We start from the raw sequence: 15,808 nt of genomic DNA on the forward strand, positions 1-15,808 counted from the left end.
GAGAACTATACACACGCCGCCCGGCATGGTCATCTCGCGGGGGGTGCCCCCGCCCCGCCCTCAGTTGAGCGCGACGTCGGGCGGGAAATGGGCCACCGCCGCCATCATTCCACCCTGCCGGCGCAGCACCATCGGCCAGAGGTCGTCCGGCCGGTCGACGAAGGCGTCCCCGGGCAGCGCGTCGAACACGAACCAGGAGCCGTCCTCGACTTCCTGCTCCAACTGCCCCGAACCCCAGCCGGAGTAGCCGGCGAAGACCCGGATCCCGCCGATGCTGTCGCGCAGCTTCTCCGGGTCGGCGGAGAGGTCGACGGTGCCGACCGCGCCGGAGATCTGCTGGAAGCCGCGCAGCCGGCGCATCGGGTGCCGCATCCGGGCCAGGCAGATCGCCGAGTCCGGCTGCACCGGGCCGCCCTCGAAGAGCACCGCCGGGTGCCGGGCCAGGTCGCTCCAGTCGCCCAGCACGTCGGCGACCGGCACCTCGGTCGCCCGGTTCAGGACCACCCCGAGCGCCCCGCCGGCCTCGTGGGCGACCAGCAGCACGACGGTACGGTCGAAGTTCGGGTCCTTGAGGGCCGGAGTCGCGACCAGCAGCCGCCCGGTCATCGACTCCATGGCTGGACCCCCGATCGCCCGCCCCTCCTCTTGCATGTCGGACACCGTCAGCCGCGCACCGGGCCGTAGGACCGGGTGCTGCCGACCATCCGTGCTGTCACCGCCATGCCTGGCACCATAGCCTGCACCCCGGGCGCTGGCTAAGGTCTGACCGGCGGATGATCGAGCAGGATCGAGGGAGGCACGATGGGTCCGACGGCGGACATCGCGGTGATCGGCGGGTCGGGGCTCTACGCGCTGCTCGACGGCGCCACCGAACACCGGGTGGAGACGCCGTACGGCGCGCCCTCCGACGCCGTCACCATCGCCGAGGTCGGCGGCCGGTCGGTCGCGTTTCTGCCCCGGCACGGCCGGGACCACCGCCACCCGCCGCACCTGATCCCGTACCGGGCCAACCTGTGGGCGCTGCGCTCCCTCGGGGTACGCCAGGTGCTCGCCCCGTGCGCCGTGGGCGGGCTCCGGCCCGAGCTGGGCCCGGGCACCTTCGTGGTGCCGGACCAGCTGATCGACCGGACCAGCGGCCGGACGCAGACCTACTACGACCGGGGCGCGGTGCACGTGCCCTTCGGCGACCCGTACTGCCCGGTGGGCCGGCGTATCCTGCTGGCCGCCGCGACCGGCCGGGACGTGGCGGCGGTCGACGGCGGCACGGTGGTGGTGGTGGAGGGCCCGCGCTTCTCCACCCGCGCCGAGTCCCGGTGGTACGCCTCGATGGGCGGCACGGTGGTCAACATGACCGGCCACCCCGAGGCGGTGCTCGCCCGCGAGCTGGCCCTCTGCTACACCTCGATCGCGCTCGTCACCGACCTGGACGCCGGTGTCGAGGCCGGTGAGTCGGTGACCCAGGAGGAGGTGTTCCGGGTCTTCGCGGCGAACACCGACCGGCTGCGGGGCGTGCTGCTCGACGCGCTGGCCGCGCTCCCCACCGACCGGGACTGCCCGTGCGGGCACGCCCTGGACGGCATCAAGACCCCGTTCCCGCTGCCCTGAGCGGTGCCGCCGGACCAACGGTGACCGGCAAAGCGCCCGACTCGTCCCCGGACGCCCGATAGATTCGGCAGGTCGGGTGTGACTGTCGTGCCTCCCGGCGGCGAGCAGCACGCGCCGGGGACACGGAGGCATGGGTGATGGCGAGCGTCCGGGACACCACCTATGACCTGCTCCGCGCGTTGGGCCTGACCACGGTCTTCGGCAACCCCGGCTCGACGGAGGAGCCGTTCCTCAAGGACTTCCCGGCCGACTTCCAGTACGTGCACGCGCTGCACGAGGCGTCCGCGGTGGCGATGGCCGACGGGTACGCCCAGGCCACCGGCCGCCCGGCGCACGTCAACCTGCACACCGCCCCGGGTACCGGCAACGGGATGGGCAACCTGGTCACCGCCTGGCACAACCGCACCCCGCTGATCGTCACCGCCGGCCAGCAGAGCCGGGAGATGCTGCTGATGGAGCCCAGGCTGGCCAGCCGCCACCCCACCGAACTGCCCCAGCCGTACGTGAAGTGGGCGCACGAGCCGGTCCGCGCGCAGGACGTGCCGGCGGCGATCATGCGGGCCTACGCGACGGCCGCCCAGCCGCCCACCGGGCCGGTCTTCCTCTCCCTCCCGCTGGACGACTGGCACCAGCCGGCCGACCCGCCGCCGCAGGTGCGCACCGTCGCCACCCGGTTCGCTCCCGACCCGCGACGGCTGCGGGAGTTCGCCGCGGTGCTGGCGGGCAGCCGCTCCCCGGTGCTGGTCTTCGGCGCGGCGGTGGACCGGGCGGCGGCCTGGCCGGTGGCCGTGGCGGTGGCCGAGCGGTTGGCCGCGCCGGTCTGGTCCGCGCCGGCGCCGGAACGGGCCGCCTTCCCGGAGCAGCACCCGCACTACCGGGGGGTGCTGCCGTTCGCGATCGCCCCGCTGGCGGAGAAGCTGCGCGGGCACGACACGGTGCTGGTCGTCGGCGCGCCGGTGTTCCGTTACTACCCGCACGTGCCCGGCGCCCACCTGCCCGAGGGGACCCGGCTGCTGCACGTCACCGACGACCCGGACGAGGCGGCCCGCGCCCCGGTCGGCGACAGCCTGCTCGGCGACGCGGGGCTGACCCTGGCCGCCCTGCTGGACCTGCTCCCGGCGGCGGACCGGCCGGGGCCGGCGCCGCGACCCGCACCGGAACCCCCGGAGGCCGGTGCTCCGCCGAGCGCCGACGCGCTCTTCGCCGCCCTGGCCGCGTGCTGGCCCACGGACGGGGTGCTCGTCCAGGAGTCGCCGTCGAACCTGGCCGCCCTGCGCCGCCGGCTGGTGGTGAACCGGCCGGCGTCGTACTTCACGATGGCCAGCGGCGGGCTCGGCTACGGCCTGCCGGCGGCGGTCGGGATCGCGCTCGCCGAGCGGGACACCGGGCGCGCCCGCCCGGTGGTAGCGGTGATCGGCGACGGGTCGTTCCACTACTCGGTGCAGGCCCTCTGGACGGCGGCGCGGCTGCGCCTGCCGCTGGTCGTACTGGTCCCGATCAACGAGCAGTACGCGATCCTCAAGGCCTTCGCGGAGTTCAAGTCCACGCCGGGGGTGCCCGGGCTGGACCTGCCCGGCCTGGACATCACCGCGATCGCCCGGGGGTACGGCTGCGCGACCCGGGTGGTCGGCTCCCCCGACGAGCTGGGTGACGCGATCGGGGAGGCGCTGCGGGCCGACGGGCCGACCGTGCTGCCGGCCCCGATCAGCACCGAGGTGCCCCGGATCCTCTGAGGAACGGGCCCCGGGGTCAGCGGACCGGCTGGCCGAGCACCCGGCCGGTGAGCACGTCGAGCACCGGCCGGCCGCCGAGCGGGGCCTTCAGCGTCACGGTGACCGGCTCCAGCTTGAGCTGGGAGGTGCAGATGCCGGTGGCGCGGACGATCCCGCCGCCGACCACCACCACGTCGTCCCGCTCCTGCACGAGCGGGGTGAGGCCGCTGTCGCAGGCGCCCACGCCGACCACGTAGGTCAGCCGGGCCCCGTCCACCCGCTGGGTGTGGTCGGCGCCCACCACGCCGTCGACGGCCGGCCGGGGCGCCTCGGTGGGCTCGGGCACCGGGGTCACCGACTGCGGCGCCACGGCGACCCGGGCCACCGGCGTACTCAGTTCTTCCACGGTGAACAGCCAGGCCGGCACCTCCGCCACGCCCCGGCTGGTGCGGATCGGTGCGGTGCCGAGCTTCACGGCGGTGACGGTGAGCGGGATGCAGGCGGTGGAGACCGGGCTGGAGACGGAGCCGTCGGGGCCCGGCTCGATCGTGGGGCCGGGCACCTTCGGCCGCCCCTCGCACGGCGGCGGGTCGCCCTGGTCCAGCGTCTGGTACGCCTCGGCCGCGCTGACCAGCCGGACGCTCATCGTGCCGTCCGGGAAGCGGATCGTCCCGTCGGCGGGGCGGGCGTCCGGCACCTCGATCTGGTCGCGGTACCAGCCGGCCCGGAACGCGGTCTCGGTGTCGGCGTTGAAGCCGGGGTCGCCGAGGAGCACGGTCTGGTCCTGCAGCGGGACGAACCCGGTCGACCAGGACGGGCCCGGCCGCCACGCCTGCGCGACCTCGCTGGCCCGCTGGTCGAACGCCTGCCGGCGCGGGTCGGGGCTGCCACCGCCGGAGGCGCCGGCGTCGGGGCCGGAACCGGCCGGGGCGCAGCCGGCAGCGATGATCACCAGGGGCAGTCCCAGCAGAACCAGAGGTCGACGCATGCCTCTTGGACGCCCCGCGCCGCCACCCGGTTCCGCGCCGCTCAGGTCTCCCCGCCGAGATCCGTCTGGTACGCCTGCCAGAGCAGGTCCGCGCCGTGCTGGCGGTGCCGGGCCAGCGCCCGCAGCAGCTCGTCGACCCGGCGGCACAGCTCCTCGGCGTGGACGGTGGGTCGCTCCACGGCGTGCTGGAGATCGGCGAGCGCGGCGACGATGGCCGTGTGCTCCCGGCCGAGCAGCCGTACGCCGCGGTGCAGCCGGGGGGCCTGGGCGACCACCTCGGCGTAGAGGCCGGCCGGCCCCTCGGTGATCCGGACGTGTTCGGCGAAGCCCCGGCGAACCGGGGCGAGACAGACGATGAACCGCTCCCGCCAGCGCGGCTCCCCCGCCGGTACGGCGAGCGCCCGGGCCAGGCCGGACAGGTCGCCGGGCGGGACGGGCCGGCGGGCGGCGGGTGGGCGGGCCGCCGTGGGAACGACGGACGGCTGCTGGATCGGACCGGTGGCCATCGGGCACCTCCCGCGTTTGCTGCGCTACCGCGTACAGCGATGGTGGACCCGCAGGTCAGGGCTGTCCAGAGGGGTGGGCCGTCTCATTGCCCCCACGGGTACCAGCAGTCCCACCAGTCTCAGCTTCACCAAGCCCGCGCGGCTGACCGGGCGTCAGAGAGCCAGCGGGTTGGCCGCCATCGCCCGCAGCTGACCGGCGAGGGCGTGCACGTCACCGTCGCGTCCCCCGGTGGGTCGGTTGGCGGTCATCGCGTCGGCGAGCGCCCGCAGCTCGTGCGGGGGCAGTGGGGCCGACCCGCCCGCGCGCAGCGGGACGGTCACCCGCCGGCCGGTGTCGGGGTCACGCGCGACGATCGTCGGGACCCGGTACCCCGGCCCCGCGTCGCCGTCCCGGTAGGCCTGCACGCCGGCGGTGACCTCCGCGGCGGCCAGGTCGACGGTTCGGGCGCCGAGGGCACCTCGCACGGTCACCCGGGTGCCCTCCAGCCAGGCGGCGGTCCGCAGGGTCCGGAGCACCAGCCAGAGCCCGAGCAGCACGAACGGCAGCCCGCAGAGGCCGAGGAACCGCGCAGCTCCGAGCCCCGCCGCCGGAGTGTCCCCTCGCAGCTCCGGCGGGAGCAGCTCCGGTGGAAGGTCCTGGGCCGCTTGATAGGAGGAGAGCGGGTCGTCGTCGCCCAACATCCGCCGGACCAGACCGTCGGCGAGCAGCGGCAGCAGCACGAAGGCCGCACCGAAGAGGGCGAAGAAGAGGCCGACCAGGGCCATGAAGGCGCGCTGCCCGGCCGTTACGCCCACGGAGAGTGGGACTCTCTCAGCTGTCACAGGGGCAGCGTAGGTGGCCGGGGCCACTGCGGAAACGACTGTGCGCCCCGGTCCAGAGGACCGGGGCGCACATGAGGTGGTGGAGGTGCCGGGAATCGAACCCGGGTCCTTCGCCGCATTGTCAGGGCTTCTCCGAGCGCAGCTCGCTATGCCTCTACTCGGCCCCACCGCTCACGCGAGCGAGTTGGTGTGACGGGCCCAGTCGCTGATTAATCTCGCCGCACGGACCCCGCGACCGGGTCCGATTGGCCAGCCTCCTAGCTGATGCCGGCTGACTGGGACGAAGGCGTTCCCAGGCCGACAGACTCACTACTCGCCTCAGGCGGCGAGAGCGAAGTCAGCGCGATTGTTCTTGGCGCTTATTGTTTTCCGACGAACGATTCTCGAGACGACGTCGGCTTCCTCGGCTCGCTTCCCCTGCCGCAACGTACGAAGTCGAAACCAGTCACCCCCTCGATCGGCCGCCCCTGTAGCGGCACTGACAAGCCTAACGCCTGCCGCAACGGGTTTCATCCCGAGCCCCCGTCGGCGGACCGCGCCCACGGACAAACGCGACGAATTACTCCTCCATGCCCTTGCCACGCCGGCCCGACACCCGGGCGATCTCCCGGTCGGCGTCCCGCTTGGCGAGGTCCTGGCGCTTGTCGTACGACTTCTTACCCTTCGCCAGGGCGATCTCCACCTTGGCCCAGCCGTCGGAGAAGTACACCTGCAACGGGACCATGGTCAGGCCACCCTCGCGGGTCTTGCCGATCAGCCGGTCGATCTCCATACGGTTGAGCAGCAACTTGCGGGTACGCCGGGGCTCGTGGTTGGTCCAGGTGCCCTGGGTGTACTCCGGGATGTGCATGCCGTGCAGAAAGAGCTCGCCGTCACGTTCCTGCGCGAAGGCGTCCACCAGCGAGGCGCGCCCGGCCCGCAGCGACTTCACCTCGGTGCCGGTCAACGCCATGCCCGCCTCGTACGTGTCGAGGATGGCGTAGTCGTGGCGCGCCTTCCTGTTGGAGGCGACCACCTTGCGGCCCTTTTCCCGTGGCATCCGGCGCCACCCCCTTTCGGTACGGCCCGCGGCCGGGCTGGCCGGTCGGCGGGCGGAGAGATCATGCTACCCGAATGACAAGGGCCCTCCCGCGCCGTTTATTCCGGCACGGGAGGGCCCTCGGAGAGCCGTCGGGTGACTAGACCCGCAGGTAGAAGCGGAGGGTGACCCAGGCGGTGACCGCGCTGATCAGGCCACCGACCCCGGCCATCAGCGGGAACATCAGGAAGACGTCCGACCACTGGATCGGAGAGAGCAGCCCCTCCAGAGCCTTCAACGACCCGCTGAAGAGGAACTGTTTCGCGACGACCAGCGCGACCAGGCCGAGCAGTGAACCGATCAGCCCGGCGACCACGGCCTCCAGCACGAACGGCGCCTGGATGAACCAGTTCGACGCGCCGACCAGCTTCATGACCGCGACCTCACGCCGCTTGCTGTACGCCGCCACCTGGATGGTGTTGGCGACCAGGAGCAGCGCGGCGACAGCCATCACGATCGCGGCGGCCAGCGCGATGTTCTGGATCGCGGTGAGGATGTTGAAGATCTTGTCCAGCAGCTTGCTCTGGTCGACGATCTCCGAGATGCCCGCGGTGTCCTTGTACTGGGTGTAGATCGCCCGGTACTCCTCCGGGTTGACCAGCGTCAGCCGGAACGACTCGGGAAGCTGGTCCGCCTTGACGGCGTTCACCAGGTCGGGGGCGTCCTGGTACATCTCCTTGAACCGCTTGTACGCCTCGTCCTTGTTGACGTACGTGACCTCCTTGACCAGGGGGTCGCTCTTCAACTTGGCGTCGAGGTCGTTGCGCTGCTGCTCGCTGACCTCGGTGTCCAGGAAGATCGAGACCTGGACGTTCTCGTAGTAGAGGTCCTTCATGTCGCCGACCTGCTTGTACATCAGGCCGCTCGCGCCGAGCATGGTCAGCGACACCGCCATCGTGATGATCATCGCGATGGTCATGGTGACGTTGCGCCACAGTCCGACCAGTACCTCGGACAGGACGTATTTCATCCGCATCGGGTGTTCCTCCGGCTCTCCGGCATGAGGTGTTCGTCGTCAGGGTGTACGGCAGGGGTGGAGCTGCGGCTCACCCGTAGACGCCGCGGGCCTGGTCGCGCACGATGCGGCCACTCTCGATCTCCACGACGCGACGACGCATCTGGTTCACGATGTTGGAGTCGTGGGTGACCATCACGACGGTCGTGCCGGTGCGGTTGATCCGGTCCAGCAGGCGCATGATCTCGATCGAGGTGTCCGGGTCCAGGTTTCCGGTCGGCTCGTCCGCCAGGAGGATCAGCGGACGGTTGACGAACGCCCGGGCCACGGCCACCCGCTGCTGCTCACCACCGGAGAGCTCGTGCGGGTAGCGGTGCTCCTTGCCACCGAGCCCGACCAACTCCAGCACCTCCGGCACGACCCGGCGGGCGACCGCCTTGGTCTTGCCGATCACCTCGAGGGCGAACGCCACGTTCTCGTACGCGGTGCGGTTGGGCAGCAGCCGGAAGTCCTGAAAGACGCAGCCGATCGAGCGCCGGAAGTGGGGTCGCTTCCAGGAGCGCATCGAGGTGACGTCCTTGCCGTTCACCACGACCCGGCCCTTGTTGGGCGCGACCTCGTGGAGCAGCATCTTGATGATCGTGGACTTGCCGGAGCCGGATGGACCGATGAAGAAGACGAACTCGCCCTTCTCGATCGAGACGGACACGTTGTCGAGCGAAGGCCGGGACGCCTTCGGGTACGTCTTCGTCACTTGCTCAAGCTGAATCACGGGTCGTGAGTCTACGCGGTGTAACCGCTGAGCCAAGTCCCACGCCCCACCGATGCGAGGCGCGTCATCGATTCACCCGGTCAACCGAAGATCGATGACGCGCTCCGCCCCCGGGCGATCACACAGCGTCGTTGGCGAGCTGCTGCTGCTTGCGCCAGCGGATCCCGGCCTCGATGAAGCTGTCGAGGTCCCCGTCGAAGACGGAGGACGGATTGCCGGTCTCCTGCTCGGTTCGGAGATCCTTCACCATCTGATACGGGTGCAGCACGTACGAGCGCATCTGGTCGCCCCAGGAGCTGGTGCTGCCGGTCTTCAGGCCGGCCAGCTTCTGCTCCTCCTCCTGCCGCTTGCGCTCCAGCAGCCGGGCCTGGAGCACCCGCATGGCGGAGGCCTTGTTCTGCAGCTGGGACTTCTCGTTCTGGCAGGTCACCACGATGCCGGTGGGGACGTGGGTGAGCCGCACCGCGGAGTCGGTGGTGTTGACGCTCTGGCCACCCGGGCCGGAGGAGCGGTAGACGTCCACCCGGATCTCGTTTTCCGGGATGTCGATGTGGTCGGTCTGCTCGGTGACCGGCAGCACCTCGACGCCGGCGAAGCTGGTCTGCCGGCGGCCCTGGTTGTCGAAGGGGCTGATCCGGACCAGCCGGTGGGTGCCCGACTCGACGCTGAGCGTGCCGTAGGCGTACGGGACCTTCACGGTGAAGGTGGCGGACTTCAGGCCGGCCTCCTCCGCGTACGAGGTCTCGTAGACCTCGGTCGGGTAGCCGTGCCGCTCGGCCCAGCGCAGGTACATCCGCAGCAGCATCTCGGCGAAGTCGGCGGCGTCCACCCCGCCGGCGCCGGCCCGGATGGCGACCAGCGCCTCCCGCGAGTCGTACTCGCCGGAGAGCAGGGTGCGGACCTCCATCTCCTGGATGGCCTTGCGCAGCCCGGCGATCTCGACCTCGACCTCGGTCAGCACGCCGGAGTCGCTCTCGTCCTCGGCCAGCTCCAGCAGCACCCGGCAGTCGTCGAGGCGGGAGCGCAGGCTGCCCAGCTTGCTGATCTCGCCGTTGACGTACGACAGCTGGGAGGTCACCTGCTGCGCCTTGGCCTGGTCGTCCCAGAGATCCGGCGCGGACGCCTGCTCCTCGAGCCGGGCCTTCTCCTCCTGCAGGCGGTCGAGGTTGAGCACGGACTCGATGTTGCGGAGGGTGGCGTCGAGTTCCTTGAGCTGTTCGGCGTAATCGGCAGCGGTCACGACAGATAAGCGTACTGTGCGCGCGGCGATCCGCTCACCTCACACCGCCGACCAGGCCGGATGATCAGCCGACCGGGGCGGTCTTGAGCCAGGACAGGGCGGCCTTGTGATAGGCCACGGCGAACTCCAACGCGCTGGCGTCGTAGGGGTCGCCCTCCTTCTTGGCGTTCTTGACCTGTTCCCGCACCGTGGCCAGCGCCTCGGTGTGGTATTCGTTCGCCGAGGCGTACAGGTTCTTCAGCTGGCTCGACGAGTGCAGGTTGCCGAACGCGATCCGCAGGGCGATCGGGTTGCGGATGGTGTCCCGCCCCGGGTTCTCCGCCAGCCAGCGGGAAAATGTCCGTTTCCCGCTCGCGGTGATCGCGTACGGCTGGCTCATCCGCGGCCCGGGCTTGCCCAACCGCACGAACCCCCGCTCGGCCAGCACCGGCAACTCGCGGTAGACCTGGCTGCGGGTCATCGACCAGTACGGCGCCAGCCGGCGCTCAGCGGCGGCCATCAGCTGACCGCCCGTCATGGGACCCTCGTGCAGCAGGCCGAGCAGGGCCGCCGCGGTGGGGTTGACTCCGGAATCCGCCATGCCCTCTAAGCTGCCACTTTGCCGTCGCGGCGTCCAGGATTTCCGTATTTGCCACCCGGCAGGATTTCCAATGTGCACTGTCGGCGGACGACAGTGGCGCCAGGACTATCGATGCCCGCCGGCCGGATGGCGCCCGGACCCCACGGACGGCCGAGGGGCGGGCCCGCGCCGACCGCCCGGGCGGCCGGGCCGACGACCGGTGACGCTTCCCGCGCCACCGGCCGCCGTCGCCGGGTTCAGCCCATGTGGGGGTACGTGTGGTCGGTCGGCGGGACGAAGGTCTCCTTGATCGTCCGCGGCGACATCCAGCGCACCAGGTTGTGCCAGGAGCCGGCCTTGTCGTTGGTGCCGCTGGCCCGGGCGCCGCCGAAGGGCTGCTGCCCGACCACCGCGCCGGTCGGCTTGTCGTTGATGTAGAAGTTGCCGGCCGCGTACCGCATCTTCTCGGCCACCGCGTCGACCACCCGGCGGTCGTTGGCGAAGATCGAACCGGTCAGCGCGTACGGCGCGATCGACTCGGCCTGGGCGACCACGTCGTCGAAGCGGGCGTCGTCGAAGACGTGCACGCCGAGGATCGGGCCGAAGTACTCGGTGGTGAAGGTCTCGTGCGCCAGGTCGCTGCACTCGAAGAGGGTCGGCCGGACGAAATACCCCACCGAGTCGTCGGCGGTGCCGCCGGCGATCACCCGGCAGGCGTCGTCGCCGTTGATCAGCTCCAGCGCGGCGGTGTGCCGGCCGAACGCCTTGTCGTCGATCACCGCGCCACCGAAGTTGCTGAAGTCGGTGACGTCGCCGTAGGTCAGCGAGTCCGCGGTGGCGGCCAGCCGGTCGCGCAGGCCACCCTCCCAGAGCGAGCGCGGCACGTACGCCCGGGAGGCGGCCGAGCACTTCTGCCCCTGGTACTCGAAGGCGCCCCGGATCAGCGCGGTGTGCAGGGCGTCGACGTCCGCGCTGGTGTGCGCGACCACGAAGTCCTTGCCACCGGTCTCGCCGACCAGCCGCGGGTAGCCCCGGTAGCCGGCGATGTTCTCGCCGACGGTCCGCCACAGGTGCTGGAAGACCTTGGTGGAGCCGGTGAAGTGGATGCCGGCCAGGTCCGCGTCGGCGAGCACGACGTCGGAGACCTCCTCGCCGCGCCCGGTGACCATGTTGATCACGCCGGGCGGCAGGCCGGCCGCCTCGAAGAGCCGCATGGTGAAGTGCGCGGCGAACTGCTGGGTCGGGCCCGGCTTCCAGACCACGGTGTTGCCGAGCAGGGCCGGCGCCGAGGGCAGGTTGCCGGCGATCGCGGTGAAGTTGAACGGGGTGACCGCGTAGACGAAGCCCTCCAGCGGGCGGTGGTCGAACCGGTTCCACACCCCGGGCGACGACTTCGGCTGGGCCTCCAGCAGCTGCCGGGCGAAGTGCACGTTGAACCGGAGAAAGTCGATGAACTCGCACGCCGCGTCGATCTCCGCCTGGACGGCGGTCTTCGACTGGCCGAGCATGGTGGCCGCGTTCAGGGTGTCCCGCCACGGGCCGGCGAGCAGCTCGGCGGCGCGCAGGAAGATCGCGGCGCGCTCCTCGAACGGCAGCGCCCGCCACATCGGGGCGGCGTCCTTGGCGGCCTTGACCGCCGTACGGGCGTCGTCGTGGGTGGCGTGACCGGTGACCCCGAGCACGTGCGCGTGCTTGTGCGGCTGCACCACGTCGATCGACTCGCCGCTGGCCATCCGCTGCTCGCCGGCGATCGTCATCGGCAGGTCGATCCGCTCGGCGGCCAGCTCGGTCAGCCGCCGCTGGAGTCGCTCCCGGTCGGCGCTGCCTGGCTCGTAGGTGCGTACCGGCTCGTTGTGCGGCTCGGGTACGGAGAACACGGCGTCCATCACAGGCTCCTGTGCGATCTCGACGGCGGTGGCGAAATCGGACCCGCGGGCACCGACCGGACGGCCGGACGCCGGGCGCCGCGGGGTGGACCGTCCGCGGCGGCGGGACCTCCGGCGATTCTCCCACGCCCCCTCGGCGGCGGTCGCGCCCCGCCCGCCCCGCGCCGTAGATCATCAGGTTCGTGGCGATGTTCGGCTCGGATCCGTACCCGAAAGTCCCGATCCGCCGAAGGAAAGCAGGAGGCCGGCGCCCTCGCGGGCGTGGCCGGACCGCCGCCGGCGGGCGCGTACCCTGGGTTGCCGTAGCCCGTCCCGGCGCCGGGGCGGGTGACGCGTCGAAGGGGAGACGATGAGCAACCAGCCCGGCAGCTCGACCGCCGCGGAGCCGGACCAGCCGGACGCCACCGACCCGGCCGACCGGGGCGCGACGGAGGCCGGCGAGAACCGCCCGGCCCGCGCGCCGGGCGCCCCCGTGCTGGCGTTGCTGGCGGTCGGCTGGCTGGCCGCGATGCTCTGGTCCACCCGGGAGGCGATCAGCTCGGCGGCGGCCGGGCTCACCGCGCTCACCCTCTCCGCCTTCGCCCTGCCCGGCGTGATCTCGGCCGCGCTGGTGGCGGGCGCCGCGGTCGCCCTGGCGGTGACCGAGCAGCTCGCCCGGCGCAGCGACCGGGCCACCCTGCGGTTCGTGGCGGCGATCGGCACCGGCCTGCTGGTCGGGCTGGGCACCGCCCTCGCGATCAACCTGACCTACGCGGACAACGCGACGACCAACACCATCGCGGGCACCAGCGCCGCCGCGGCCATCATCGGCGGGGCCATCGCCGGGGCCCGCAGCGCCGCCCCGGTCGGCGCGATCGTCACCGCCGCGCTGGGCACGCTGCTCTTCGTGGTGGCGTTCAGCCGGGTCCGCGACCCGCTCTTCGACGTCTTCGGCTCCGACGGCACCCAGGCGTCGCTGGTCGACGCCGCCAAGTGGGTGTCCCGCACCGAGTCGCTGCTCGCCGGGCTGATCGCCGGGCTGATCGCCTTCGGCTACCTCACCTGGGCCCGCCGCCGGGCCGTCCGGCGCGACCCGGCCACGCCCGCGCTCCGCTGGCCCGCGTACCTGCTCGCCGGGGCCGGTCCCGGCCTGCTCCTGCTGCTCGCCGAGGTGATCATCCGGACCGGCGGCCGGACCCTGCTCGACCTTGCCGGCGCGCTCAGCGAGGCCGACGCGGTGGCGCAGACCAGCCTCGGCACCTCGCGGCTGGACAACGGCATCTGGGTGCTCTTCGTGGGGGCGCTGACCGCGCTCGTCGCCTTCGGCCGCACCCTCGGCCCGGCGGCGCGCGAGGACGAGGAGCCGGAGCCGGCCGAGGACTGAGCCGCCCGGCCCGCCTCGCCGGCCCGCCCTCGCCGGCCCGCCCCTCAGGAGGCGGAGCGGATCAGCAGTTCCAGCTCGGAGGGGGCGTACCACTCCAGCTCGTGGTCCTCGGCGCCTTCGACGGTGAACTGGGCGTCCGGGTCGCCGGCGGCGGCCTCGACCACCACGTCGACGGCCGCGGCGACGTCCTCGGCCGCGTCGGCGCCGTCCACGTGCAGCGCGGCGATCGCCGACGCGGGCACCGGACCGGCCAGGTGGACGGTGCTGGACCCGAGGTCGACGTCCGCCCGGCCGACCGCCGCCCGGGGCAGGTCCACCGAGACGACGACCCGGCGGCGGGGCGCGGCGGGGTCCTCCCGCAGCAGGGCCAGGGCGTCCTGGGCGGCCCGGGTGAAGGCGACGTACTCCAGCTCCTCCTCGTCGCCCTCGGCGTACCACTCGCGCAGGGCGGGGGTGACGGCGTGCGCCTGCACCACCGGCAGCCCGTGCTCCCCCAGCCGGGCCAGCATCGGCACGGTCGCCGGGACGTAGACCCGGACCAGCTCGTCGCTCACCGTCGTCTCCCTCGATCGCTCCGCCGGCGGACTGGCCGGTCCCGGCCGCCGATCATGCCGTACGCCGAGACCGTCATACACCGCGCACCGGCCCGGAGGAAGTTCCCGCACCGTAGCGGGGTGGGCGGCGATGCTGGGCCGATCCGGCGGTCGATGGCAAACTGAGGCAAACGACGCCAACACCGGGGGTTTTCCGTGGAGCCGAGGTTTCTCCTGCTCTCCGACGTGGCCACCGAGTTGAACGTGTCGGACTCGCAGGTCTACCACATGGTGCGCAGCGGGGAGCTGCCCGCGATCAAGATCGGCGGCCGGGGCCAGTGGCGGGTCGAGCGCGCCCGGTTGGAGGAGTACATCGCGCGCAAGTACACCGAGACCGCCGACTGGGTCCGCGGCAATCCGCTCCTCGATCGCGACACCGAGTAGTCGCCCGGATCCGCAGAGCCATTGACGGTGGGCAGTGGCGTGCCTGAGAATCTAGCCTGTCGGAGGCAAACGAAAGCAAACGCAAGGATTGAGGGCCTGATCATGGTTGACTCTCGCCGTCCCGGGCCCAGCCGTCCGCCGATCCGGCTGCGCCCCGCGCCGGTGAGCGACCCGCCCTACGCCGACGAGTCGGCCGACCTGTGGCCCCGGCCGGCCGGTCAGCTCGCCCTGGACCTGTTCGGGTCGGCCCGCCAGCCCGCCGGCCGCCCGACCGGCCGGCGGGTCGACCCCCGGCCGGGGCCGGTCCGCCCCGGTGGGTCGCCGCACCCGCCCGGTGCCCTGGCCACCGCCACGCCGAAGGCCACCCGGGCCGCGCACCGGTTCGTCGGCACCTGCCTGGAGATCCTCAACGGCTACCGGCCACCCGGGCAGCTCCGCGCCCTGGTCGAGCCCGGCCGCGCGGTCGAGTTCTCGGCGGAGCTGGCCCGGGCGGCGACCCGGGGCGGGCCGGTGCGCCGCAGGGCGGCCCGGCCGACGGTGCACCTGCGCCGGCTGCGGGTCTGCGAGCCGAGAGCGGCCGCCGTCGAGGTCGCCGCCGTCCTCGCCGGCGGCGGGCGGAGCTGGGCGATGGCGGTACGCCTGGAGCACCGTCGAGGCACCTGGCTCTGCACCGTCCTGCAGGTGCTCTGACCCGCCCTCAGCCCCGACCGCGCGGTCCCCCTGTGCCGACCGGGGCGGCGGACCGAGCACGTGGCCGCAGAGGAAGGTCGGCGCGCAGTTGCACCGGCCCCTCGACGGCGGTGTCGCCGGATCGGGCGGCGCGGACGGCAATCGGCCGCAACCTCGCCGGCGAAGGCGATCACACACTGAGCGATATGACTCGCCGTCATATTTATGACCCACCGTCATACCGCTCCCTACGAAGCGGGCAGCAGGTGACGCCACGATCCGTGATCGCGCGCCGACTGGGCAGCGGGCGCCGGACCACGGCCCCGGCAGCAGGACCACGCAACCCGGCAGCCGGCCACGCACCCGGGCAGCAGGCCCACGCACCCGGGCAGCCAAACCACGCACCCGGGCAGCGGAAGAGCCGCGGTCCCGAAGGACCGCGGCTCCTCTCACGTCACTGGCTTCCGGGGCGGCTGCCCCGGACGGGATCAGGCGCCGCCGTTGGGCGCCCCGTGGCAGCGCTTGTACTTGCGGCCGGAGCCACACGGGCAGGGCGCGTTGCGGGACGGACCGCCCGCCTCGCCCCGGTCCACCGGCGCCGCCCGCCGGGCGGTGTTCGCCGCGACGGCCTGGCCGCTCGCCCCGGTGGCCGCCGGCCGACGCGGCGCGCCGGACG

At 72.6% G+C, this 15,808-nt stretch carries 17 protein-coding genes and 1 other RNA gene; 5 read left to right on the top strand and 13 right to left on the bottom strand.

The window, feature by feature from the left end; translation table 11 throughout:
* Nucleotides 1-60 precede the first annotated feature (60 nt).
* Entirely contained in the window at nt 61-651 is a 591-nt protein-coding gene (locus V6U81_RS18965) for a YqgE/AlgH family protein (protein ID WP_334491124.1), read from the bottom strand.
* A 150-nt stretch (nt 652-801) separates the two neighbouring features.
* Between V6U81_RS18965 and V6U81_RS18970 the strand changes: the two genes are divergently transcribed.
* Nucleotides 802-1,605, top strand: coding sequence for an S-methyl-5'-thioadenosine phosphorylase (locus V6U81_RS18970; protein WP_334491088.1), 804 nt, complete (start codon nt 802-804; stop codon nt 1,603-1,605).
* A gap of 137 nt (nt 1,606-1,742) precedes the next feature.
* Nucleotides 1,743-3,338, top strand: a complete 1,596-nt coding sequence (gene mdlC / locus V6U81_RS18975; protein ID WP_334491126.1) for a benzoylformate decarboxylase — start codon at nt 1,743-1,745, stop codon at nt 3,336-3,338.
* Nucleotides 3,339-3,354: 16 nt separating this feature from the next.
* Here mdlC and V6U81_RS18980 read toward each other — a convergent pair whose 3' ends face one another.
* The 10 genes from V6U81_RS18980 to pruA form a co-directional block, all read right to left on the bottom strand.
* Nucleotides 3,355-4,305, bottom strand: coding sequence for a hypothetical protein (locus V6U81_RS18980; protein ID WP_334491090.1), 951 nt, complete (start codon nt 4,303-4,305; stop codon nt 3,355-3,357).
* A 41-nt stretch (nt 4,306-4,346) separates the two neighbouring features.
* A complete protein-coding gene (locus V6U81_RS18985) occupies nt 4,347-4,811 on the bottom strand; it encodes a hypothetical protein (RefSeq protein ID WP_334491092.1) in 465 nt (154 codons plus the stop codon).
* A gap of 153 nt (nt 4,812-4,964) precedes the next feature.
* Nucleotides 4,965-5,633: a hypothetical protein gene (locus tag V6U81_RS18990; protein WP_334491094.1), complete on the bottom strand. Its 669-nt coding sequence runs from the start codon at nt 5,631-5,633 to the stop codon at nt 4,965-4,967.
* A gap of 77 nt (nt 5,634-5,710) precedes the next feature.
* Nucleotides 5,711-6,086: a transfer-messenger RNA gene (ssrA, locus tag V6U81_RS18995) on the bottom strand.
* A 106-nt stretch (nt 6,087-6,192) separates the two neighbouring features.
* Nucleotides 6,193-6,672, bottom strand: a complete 480-nt coding sequence (gene smpB, locus V6U81_RS19000) for an SsrA-binding protein SmpB (protein ID WP_334491096.1) — start codon at nt 6,670-6,672, stop codon at nt 6,193-6,195.
* Nucleotides 6,673-6,811: 139 nt separating this feature from the next.
* Entirely contained in the window at nt 6,812-7,687 is an 876-nt protein-coding gene (gene ftsX, locus V6U81_RS19005; RefSeq protein WP_334491098.1) for a permease-like cell division protein FtsX, read from the bottom strand.
* A gap of 70 nt (nt 7,688-7,757) precedes the next feature.
* A complete protein-coding gene (ftsE, locus tag V6U81_RS19010; RefSeq protein ID WP_030331491.1) occupies nt 7,758-8,438 on the bottom strand; it encodes a cell division ATP-binding protein FtsE in 681 nt (226 codons plus the stop codon).
* A 118-nt stretch (nt 8,439-8,556) separates the two neighbouring features.
* The gene (gene prfB / locus V6U81_RS19015; protein WP_334491104.1) at nt 8,557-9,678 is read right to left on the bottom strand and encodes a peptide chain release factor 2; all 1,122 of its coding nucleotides are present in this window, start codon (nt 9,676-9,678) and stop codon (nt 8,557-8,559) included.
* A gap of 64 nt (nt 9,679-9,742) precedes the next feature.
* Nucleotides 9,743-10,258 (bottom strand): PadR family transcriptional regulator, encoded by a 516-nt coding sequence (locus tag V6U81_RS19020; protein ID WP_334491107.1) that lies wholly within the window; start codon nt 10,256-10,258, stop codon nt 9,743-9,745.
* A 236-nt stretch (nt 10,259-10,494) separates the two neighbouring features.
* Nucleotides 10,495-12,123: an L-glutamate gamma-semialdehyde dehydrogenase gene (gene pruA, locus V6U81_RS19025; RefSeq protein ID WP_334491108.1), complete on the bottom strand. Its 1,629-nt coding sequence runs from the start codon at nt 12,121-12,123 to the stop codon at nt 10,495-10,497.
* 349 nt (nt 12,124-12,472) lie between these two features.
* Here pruA and V6U81_RS19030 point away from each other — a divergent pair, with 349 nt between their 5' ends.
* Entirely contained in the window at nt 12,473-13,486 is a 1,014-nt protein-coding gene (locus V6U81_RS19030) for a hypothetical protein (RefSeq protein WP_334491111.1), read from the top strand.
* A 44-nt stretch (nt 13,487-13,530) separates the two neighbouring features.
* On the opposite strand, the gene V6U81_RS19035 is transcribed toward V6U81_RS19030, so the two are convergent.
* Nucleotides 13,531-14,040 (bottom strand): DUF6912 family protein, encoded by a 510-nt coding sequence (locus V6U81_RS19035; RefSeq protein ID WP_334491112.1) that lies wholly within the window; start codon nt 14,038-14,040, stop codon nt 13,531-13,533.
* Nucleotides 14,041-14,235: 195 nt separating this feature from the next.
* On the opposite strand from V6U81_RS19035, the gene V6U81_RS19040 reads away from it, so the two are divergent.
* Together V6U81_RS19040 and V6U81_RS19045 are read left to right on the top strand one after the other, a co-directional pair.
* Nucleotides 14,236-14,463: a helix-turn-helix domain-containing protein gene (locus V6U81_RS19040; RefSeq protein WP_334491114.1), complete on the top strand. Its 228-nt coding sequence runs from the start codon at nt 14,236-14,238 to the stop codon at nt 14,461-14,463.
* A 102-nt stretch (nt 14,464-14,565) separates the two neighbouring features.
* Complete coding sequence (locus V6U81_RS19045) at nt 14,566-15,153, top strand: Rv3235 family protein (protein ID WP_334491116.1); 588 nt, start codon at nt 14,566-14,568, stop codon at nt 15,151-15,153.
* A gap of 467 nt (nt 15,154-15,620) precedes the next feature.
* Here the strand turns inward: V6U81_RS19045 and V6U81_RS19050 are convergent.
* A partial coding sequence (locus V6U81_RS19050; protein ID WP_334491118.1) for an SEC-C metal-binding domain-containing protein occupies nt 15,621-15,808 on the bottom strand: 188 nt, incomplete at its 5' end.

Origin of the sequence: Micromonospora lacuserhaii (genome assembly GCF_036902735.1) — a bacterium.
GTDB lineage: Bacteria > Actinomycetota > Actinomycetes > Mycobacteriales > Micromonosporaceae > Micromonospora.

Bases quoted from the DNA above. Each gene is read 5' to 3' on its own strand.
- V6U81_RS18965 (WP_334491124.1), bottom strand. From the start codon at position 651: ATGCAAGAGGAGGGGCGGGCGATCGGGGGTCCAGCCATGGAGTCGATG.
- V6U81_RS18970 (WP_334491088.1), top strand. From the start codon at position 802: ATGGGTCCGACGGCGGACATCGCGGTGATCGGCGGGTCGGGGCTCTAC.
- mdlC (WP_334491126.1), top strand. From the start codon at position 1,743: ATGGCGAGCGTCCGGGACACCACCTATGACCTGCTCCGCGCGTTGGGC.
- V6U81_RS18980 (WP_334491090.1), bottom strand. From the start codon at position 4,305: ATGCGTCGACCTCTGGTTCTGCTGGGACTGCCCCTGGTGATCATCGCT.
- V6U81_RS18985 (WP_334491092.1), bottom strand. From the start codon at position 4,811: ATGGCCACCGGTCCGATCCAGCAGCCGTCCGTCGTTCCCACGGCGGCC.
- smpB (WP_334491096.1), bottom strand. From the start codon at position 6,672: ATGCCACGGGAAAAGGGCCGCAAGGTGGTCGCCTCCAACAGGAAGGCG.
- ftsX (WP_334491098.1), bottom strand. From the start codon at position 7,687: ATGCGGATGAAATACGTCCTGTCCGAGGTACTGGTCGGACTGTGGCGC.
- V6U81_RS19020 (WP_334491107.1), bottom strand. From the start codon at position 10,258: ATGGCGGATTCCGGAGTCAACCCCACCGCGGCGGCCCTGCTCGGCCTG.
- pruA (WP_334491108.1), bottom strand. From the start codon at position 12,123: ATGGACGCCGTGTTCTCCGTACCCGAGCCGCACAACGAGCCGGTACGC.
- V6U81_RS19030 (WP_334491111.1), top strand. From the start codon at position 12,473: ATGAGCAACCAGCCCGGCAGCTCGACCGCCGCGGAGCCGGACCAGCCG.
- V6U81_RS19045 (WP_334491116.1), top strand. From the start codon at position 14,566: ATGGTTGACTCTCGCCGTCCCGGGCCCAGCCGTCCGCCGATCCGGCTG.